Source organism: Stenotrophomonas sp. HMWF023 (assembly GCF_003060985.1).
Lineage (GTDB): Bacteria > Pseudomonadota > Gammaproteobacteria > Xanthomonadales > Xanthomonadaceae > Stenotrophomonas > Stenotrophomonas lactitubi.
In genome coordinates this window covers 1-5,624 of sequence record NZ_QAIJ01000280.1, presented here as the reverse complement: position 1 = coordinate 5,624, position 5,624 = coordinate 1, and the positions used below count along the sequence as shown (strand labels likewise).

Here is a 5,624-nt window from a genome sequence, read left to right as displayed (position 1 = left end):
TGCGCCTTCATTGGCATCCATATCCATTGGGATAAGGGTCTTGAGCCTGGCTGGTTGCAGCGCCTCTAGTGTGGCGACGGGATCGACGTGTAGGGCGTGCGGCGGGTAGTAGCCGGTCTCGGGCCACCACACAGCTACGTGTGTACTTCCAGCTCCGTGCCGAATCAGTCCAGGCATCCCTGGATGAAGTGGCAACCCTGCCAGTTCTGCGGCGTCGGCAGGGGGGAGGAAGGAGTAGCCTTCCGGGATCAGAAGCGTGACTTCGGCTGCCAGCAGCAGGGTGAGGGGCCCTGCCAGCCACGGAGCAGTGGGAGGCGCAGGGGGCGACTCGAGGCGTTGTTCGGCGGCAGCGCCGCTCTGAATGTGAGCAGTAGGCGCGCCGTGAAGCTCAACAAGAAGATCGGATGGCGAGGCACGCTGAGGTGCGGCAATGACTGGTGCAGCGATGCTGCGTGAGGCTGGCACTAGTAGCACGAATGCCGCGAGCGAGATCAAGAGCTTGTGCATGGCAGATCCAAGGGCGGACATCCTCCGGCCGGTCTGACATGTTGGTCGGTCGCGTCCCTTAGGGGCGATAGAACTATTGCGAAAATGTCTGCGTTCGTCGTCCATCTGGACATGGCACCTATCGATGGTGGCAGATCACGAGGTCTCGAAAGGTCGCGCTGCACACAAGCGACTGATTCACTACTTTCCGTCTTGAGTGGAGGTGATTGATCCAATCTCTCAGCGGTGGACAGGCCGGAGGCCTGTGGCTACTACAGTAGTGCGCCTATCGTCACAGGAATTGACCTGCGGTGTACTCCGCTATCGAGGCCATCGGATAGGGCAGGATCAAGGCCTCGCTGTGGCTTGGCCGATAGTCATCTGGCTGGAACCCGGCATGGACGAATACGCCGACGAGTAGCAGCCAGAGTAGGGCTGCGAGCAGCCAAAAACTCTCGAGGAGTGAGTGAAATGAGGCATCTCTCAGACCCTCGGTCAATCCCGGAATCTGGTGGAGGCAACGATCGCGTCGACGGCGCCCTGCGTCTCTGCGCTGGCTCCCGCGGGTAGGATCGCTACCAGGCGAACAAAGCGATCGCCTGGCCAGAGGGCCAGATAGTGCTGGTAAGTGCCACCGTCAGGCATGCGCCCATCTACGCGCTGCCCCTTGATACCCGCGAACACGATGTCTTGTCTCGACACAATCGTGCCGTCCTGGATCCTGCGTGAGCCAGCAATCAGCTGATCAGACACAACGGCAAGGTCATCTGAACTGAAGGGCAGCGACAGTTGCGAAGCGATGACGACCAATGGCTGGCGACCTTCGGGGTCGGTATCCAGTTCGCCTGCCGTCAGGACCACCGATGAACCCCCAAGAACCTCGAGGATGCGGAAAGGAGCTTGGGGCGCCACAGTGAACGGAAGGTCGGCGAGCTTCTCTTCCAGCGAGGCCGCCAGGCGAAGCTTGACCGACGCCAGCGCTGCCATCGCTTCCTTGTGTGTCAGCGCGTGGTCAGTCGGAGCCTGTACGGTGATCATGATGACTGGCGATGTAGAGAGGAGCGCCATCCACTTGCCGAAGGTGCGGCCATAGGCGTCCTGAGTTCCCACCGCTACTGGAACGAGGTGCCCCTCAACGGTGAGCCATTCCATATGTTCAACCCGCACTCCTTGGCTGGCGAACTGGAGACGTGCAACATCTTCGTCCGCGAACAACTTGCTGACTGCCTCACCGGCTCGGCCGGGAAGTTCCGCGATCAGGATGCTCGCCTCGCCATTTTCGCTCACGAAGCCCGTGAAGTTCGTTGCGGGAATAAACCCGGATGGTGGCGCCAGGCTGACAGCTGTCCCGGGCACAGCCTGCACAGACTGGGGCGGTTTGGAACAGCCAAGAGCCAGGAACGGCTGCATTAGAAGAAGCGCGGTGCGTAGAAAGCGTAGGAGGGAAGTGGACATCACGGCTCCAGGTTGGTTAGGGGCCGACTGACTCAGGCCTGCCATATGAAGGTATCCACTGTGCGTCCACCACCATTGGTGTGAGTCGTGTCAGTAACTCTGGCTGGTAGGTGGCGTCGCGGCTACTGGGGATGTCAATGACACACCCTGATGCCAGGTGCGCGTCTGATGCCGTCTGACAGCGACCAGGCATGGTGCAGCGCGCTACCCACGATCTGAAATCGAATTTCATCGAAACTGATGATCAATCTGTGCTTGCCGACATCTGGTGGCGGGGAAACACGGATGTGGTCCAATCGGATCTGATCGCCGGCACCGATGGTGACTGACCGGCGATGAGTTGCGTGGGCGGCCAGTCAGTCAGGCAGCTGCCACAAGCAGGGCTGGGCCGGGTGACCGTTGCTGGGGTGATGAGAGGGCCTTGGCCGGTGGGCTAGGTCCTTCTGGCCGTCTTCTGGGATCCTTCGGGTCATCGCGTCGTGGGACCGAAATGCCCGCTGAGGCCCGTCCTATATCAACTGCGCTGTCACCGCGTGATACAGGACGGGTCTCGCTCTGCGTTAGAGGCGGCGCTGGACGCCTTCGATGAGATATGCCACGAGCAGGCAGAGGCCGCTGCGCCGGACTCCAAATTTGCGCCGTGCGTCAACAGCATTCAGCAGGCCCTTCCACTCCTCCAGCAACTGATCCCTGGTCGCGGTGTCGAACATGCTCAGATCCAGATCTTCCTCCAGTTCATCCTGGAGGTATGAGAAGACTGTCCCCGCCTCAATGTGCTTCACAACGACTTCAATGGTGATGTGATCGTACCGTCCCGTGTCAACTGCGCCGTTGATGGAGAACGCAAGAAACGTCAGGTTCGTGATGTGCATGGGTAGACCTTTGGCTGGAATTTCCGAGACGCATTGAATCAGGTGCTCCGTCAGAGCGCGAGGTACCTCGATTGTAGAACCGGGCGCTACAGGCGTTGCTGCAACATCTTGTTCAAACGTGGCTTAGTCCCGGGCGTTCCTCTCGACCAGATGGGGGCGTCGATCTTCACCACTTTTTTGGGCAGGGCACGGCTCGCGGTCCCTTGCCGATGCGACACGGGAAGTACACCCGGCGTGTCATCTGTGCTGCGATGTACGAGACGCCGGTCATGTCCAGATTGCGGAGGAAGCCTGTAGTGTCCCAGAAGTGGGGTCATTTCAGAACATGGGCTAGCTTCGCCTTGAGTGCGCTGATCCGCCTGGATACAGAGGCATGACCGTGGAGGCCAGATTCTCGGGCAATGGTTGAGGCGTTCTTGCCCATGCGGAGGGCAAGAACGAGCCGCCGCTCTTTCTGGTCGAGCATGGCGATCACGTCTCGGAACAGAACCTGGTCGTATGGTTCGTTCTCATCGAGATCGTAGGCGGGCGCATCATCGATGGTTTCAACGAGATCGACCTTGAGGCGTGCGCGCTTGGAGTAGAAGCTACGCTCGAAGTCTTCCTTGATCCAGGAATTTGCGTCTGAAAAATCTTCGTGCGCGCGATGGGAGTGAAGAAGCTCGATCAGCGGATCAAGTGATTCCATGACGCCGTCGCCATCCACCGCGCACCGGATGACATCCTCTCGCTCATTACTGTCGAATACATCCCAGATATCTCCACCCATCAGTGGACGATCCACCCTGAACTTATGCCGTTCTGCTTGGGGAATCGGAGCGAGGATGCGTTCGCGTAGAACGTCTACCGGCTTCCATGAATCCTCTTCGTGATCTGTCGGCTCGAAGTAGGTGTCGCGACGATCCAGTGCAAGACGATAAATGCGATGTGCCCAGAACCTGGTGTCTCCCGCAAGCAGGCGCAGCGGCGATTTCGCTGAGAATGCGTTCACTCCAAGTCGAGCGCGTGGCGATAGAACCGACCACACATGCTGAGAGAACGCGGCACGGGCACGCGAGCCGTATCCTGAATCCAGGGAGCGATGGCCGAATATCAAGTTCATGACTGTTCGGCGGCGCTCCAGATTGTGCTGCTGAAGCAGGGCGTCCGGAAGCAAACCTGCCAGCATTACATCCAATTCTGAGGTTCCATCGCACGTTGGAACCAGGATCATGTTTGGATTCCGGCGATCCTCGAGGCACGGGATCGATGCCTTGAGGCCATCCATTGCCTCGCTGGATCTGAGGAATCCGGCCCGCTGCGTCGAGTTCCACTCATGGATATGGGCAGTCTGCTCGAGCCCTAAAGCTTTCGACCCACCCATGAAGATCAGTTCAAGTGGACCGTGATCCCACCGATCGACCTGGGTGACCTCAGCTTGGTAGAAGTGGGCATTGGAAATGTGTCGCATAGCTACCTCGGATAGGGGTTACCTATATCCGGCACCAGAAAGCTGAATTGTGACTTGGCCTTCGTTTCCAGCAGTCCCAGCTGGACGCCTTGTTCAGATGTTCGCATACACGTGGTCCACGGCCAGGCTTCATGCAAGCTTTGGCGATCCCGGGTGGATTGAGAAAGGGTTGGAGCAGGTTCGCCTAGAGGGAAGGCCGGGGACCGGGTGTGATCCCGGGCGCTCTTCATCGGGCCTAGGCCACTAGCATGCCCTGAAGGCGCGGTTGCGGCATTGATGAGGTTCGCGCCGGGAGGCGGTGCCTAGTCGGAGGTGCGCAACGAAACATTAACGATCAAGCGCCTCTCGCTTGTTGGGAGATTGCTCTCCAGAAAGTAGCTTAAGCGCCCTCAGGGCGTACTGCTGTTGCCGTAGCGATCTGCCGGCGTACGGTGGCGGCATAGTGCCGGCCGTGAGGCCGGGCACAGTAGCTGGCTCTTGGGAGAACCACCTGCATATTGCAGGATTCGGACCCTACTAGGTCTTTACACCTAAGGCCTTCATTGACTCCGCCTGCTCCTGCTTGGGCTGCTGCAGTAGTGCTTTCAGAGATGAGAGCAATGCCGGGTCTTGAACCAGCGCAGGAATCAGAGTGGCCAGCGTATCGCGCTGGCCCTCGTCGGCTTGGGACAGAGCAAGGATCGCGTCAGCCATCGGTGCGTCAGTGGCCAGCAGGTAGGACACCGGGACATCCAGAATCTGAGCCAGCACCCCAAGGTTATCGAATCCGATGGCCGTGACCTGGTGCTCGTAGCGGTTGATCCGCGAAGAACCCTTCTCTTTACCGAGACCCATGCGATCTCCAAGGGCGCGCTGGCTCAGGCCGCGCAGTTGCCGCGCTTGGGCCAAACGAGCAGCGAAGAGAGCGCGGGGTGAGGTCTCGGGCACCGGTTAATGGGTATGCAAAGGTCCTCGGAATCATGACAAAGCCTCTATCGCCGTGGCAGACTCTATCTCGCAGATAGAGGTGCCAGTCAAGTGATCCCGCCGAGCGTGCGGTAGCTCCACGACTCGAGCCACGGAAGGCGTTTTGGCCATTCACACAACAAAGGAGCAACTCCACATGGGAACCGTCATCTACAACCTGGTAATGGCTTTCTTCCTCATCCCTCTGACCATTCGGGCCTATCTAAGCCTGAAGAATGGTCGTCTGCCCTTGCCTCACTTCCAGAACAACATCGTCGTCAACCGCATCAAGCTGCAGAAGGCCATCGGGATCCTGTCCCCGATCATCTTCTGGGTCTTCCACATCGCCTGGGTGATGTGGAACCTCTCAATCGATGCATGGCTGGGTGCTGCCACTGCCGTCGTCTACATGGTTG

Annotated in this window: 7 protein-coding genes; 2 read left to right on the top strand and 5 right to left on the bottom strand. The window is 59.1% G+C overall.

The genetic code is table 11. From position 1 onward, the window contains the following. The coding region (locus DBR20_RS22380) for a hypothetical protein (RefSeq protein ID WP_219927822.1) at positions 1-507 on the bottom strand (507 nt) is incomplete at its 3' end. Positions 508-981: 474 nt separating this feature from the next. Then, positions 982-1,941, bottom strand: coding sequence for a hypothetical protein (locus tag DBR20_RS15905; protein ID WP_108266842.1), 960 nt, complete (start codon positions 1,939-1,941; stop codon positions 982-984). Positions 1,942-2,132: 191 nt separating this feature from the next. On the opposite strand from DBR20_RS15905, the gene DBR20_RS22185 reads away from it, so the two are divergent. Further along, positions 2,133-2,270: a hypothetical protein gene (locus DBR20_RS22185; RefSeq protein ID WP_181393108.1), complete on the top strand. Its 138-nt coding sequence runs from the start codon at positions 2,133-2,135 to the stop codon at positions 2,268-2,270. Positions 2,271-2,501: 231 nt separating this feature from the next. On the opposite strand, the gene DBR20_RS15900 is transcribed toward DBR20_RS22185, so the two are convergent. The 3 genes from DBR20_RS15900 to DBR20_RS15890 all read right to left on the bottom strand — a co-directional run bounded on the left by DBR20_RS15900 (position 2,502) and on the right by DBR20_RS15890 (position 5,190). Next, positions 2,502-2,813: a hypothetical protein gene (locus tag DBR20_RS15900; RefSeq protein ID WP_108266841.1), complete on the bottom strand. Its 312-nt coding sequence runs from the start codon at positions 2,811-2,813 to the stop codon at positions 2,502-2,504. A gap of 313 nt (positions 2,814-3,126) precedes the next feature. Beyond that, positions 3,127-4,263 carry a hypothetical protein gene (locus DBR20_RS15895; RefSeq protein WP_108266840.1) on the bottom strand — a complete coding sequence of 379 codons (1,137 nt, stop codon included), beginning with the start codon at positions 4,261-4,263 and terminating at the stop codon, positions 3,127-3,129. A gap of 516 nt (positions 4,264-4,779) precedes the next feature. Then, a complete protein-coding gene (locus DBR20_RS15890; RefSeq protein ID WP_108266839.1) occupies positions 4,780-5,190 on the bottom strand; it encodes a helix-turn-helix domain-containing protein in 411 nt (136 codons plus the stop codon). Positions 5,191-5,365: 175 nt separating this feature from the next. On the opposite strand from DBR20_RS15890, the gene DBR20_RS15885 reads away from it, so the two are divergent. Further along, positions 5,366-5,624: hypothetical protein (locus tag DBR20_RS15885; RefSeq protein WP_146187029.1), on the top strand; the 259-nt coding region annotated here is incomplete at its 3' end.